At 71.4% G+C, this 1,089-nt stretch carries 1 protein-coding gene; it reads right to left on the bottom strand.

What is annotated here, in order from left to right; translation table 11 throughout:
* Window positions 1–1,089, bottom strand: a 1,089-nt coding sequence (locus tag NP777_RS46895) for an SDR family NAD(P)-dependent oxidoreductase (protein ID WP_256656323.1), incomplete at both ends; no start/stop codon positions are given.

Here is a 1,089-nt window from a genome sequence, read left to right as displayed (position 1 = left end):
GCCGTCGTCCAGCACACCGGCCGCGTGGACGACGGCGGTCAGCGGAAGCTCGTCCGGTATGGACGCCAGCAGCTCGGCAAGCGCGTCCCGGTCCGCCACATCACACGCGGCCACCGTCACCCGAGCACCCGAAGCCGCCAGCTCATCGCGCAACTCGGCCGCCCCGGGGGCGTCGAGCCCACGACGGCTGGTCAGCACCACATGCTCGGCGCCGTTCTCCAGCAGCCAGCGGGCGACATGTGCTCCCAGCGCACCCGTACCGCCCGTCACCAGCACCGAACCGGAGGCCCGCCAGCCCTCGTCGCCCGACGTCCGGGACCCGACCGCCCGCACCAGCCGGCGCCCGAAGACACCCGATGCGCGCACCGCGACCTGATCCTCACCCGAGCCACCAGCCCCGGCCCCGGCCCCGGCCCCGGCCAGCACACCCGCCAGCCGACCCAGCGCACGCTCATCCACCGACTCCGGCAGATCGACCAGACCACCCCACCGCTCCGGCAACTCCAACGCCGCCACCCGGCCAAGCCCCCACACCAACGCCTGCGCCGGACTCACCACACCATCCGAACGCCCCACCGACACCCCACCCCGCGTCGCCACCCACAACGGCCCACCCACACCCGCATCACCCAACGCCTGCACCAACACAGCCGTACGCAACAACCCCGACACCGACTCAACCGCCAGCAGAGAGAACACCCCCGCCACCGAACCGCCCACAACCGCCGCACGCAGCTCATCCGCCAACCCAGCACGATCCACCGCATCCGACTCCACCACACGCACATCCACACCACGCCCAGCCAGCACCCGCACCACACCCGCCGCCCAAGCACCCCCAGCCTCATCCGCCGGAACCACCACAAGCCAGCAACCACCCAACACCCCAGCCGCCAACCGATCCGTCACCGGCCTCCACGACACCCGATAACGCCAGCCATCCACCACCGAACGCACCGACTCCTGCCGCCGCCACAACGACAACGCAGGCAACACCTCACCCAGCGAAACCCCCGGATCCACCGCAAGCTCCGCCGCCAACCCGGCCACATCCCCACGCTCCACCACATCCCAGAACCGCCCATCGAC

The organism is Streptomyces rugosispiralis (assembly GCF_024505145.1).
In the GTDB taxonomy this organism is placed as follows: Bacteria; Actinomycetota; Actinomycetes; order Streptomycetales; family Streptomycetaceae; genus Streptomyces; species Streptomyces rugosispiralis.
This window is presented reverse-complemented; position numbering and strand designations above follow the sequence as displayed.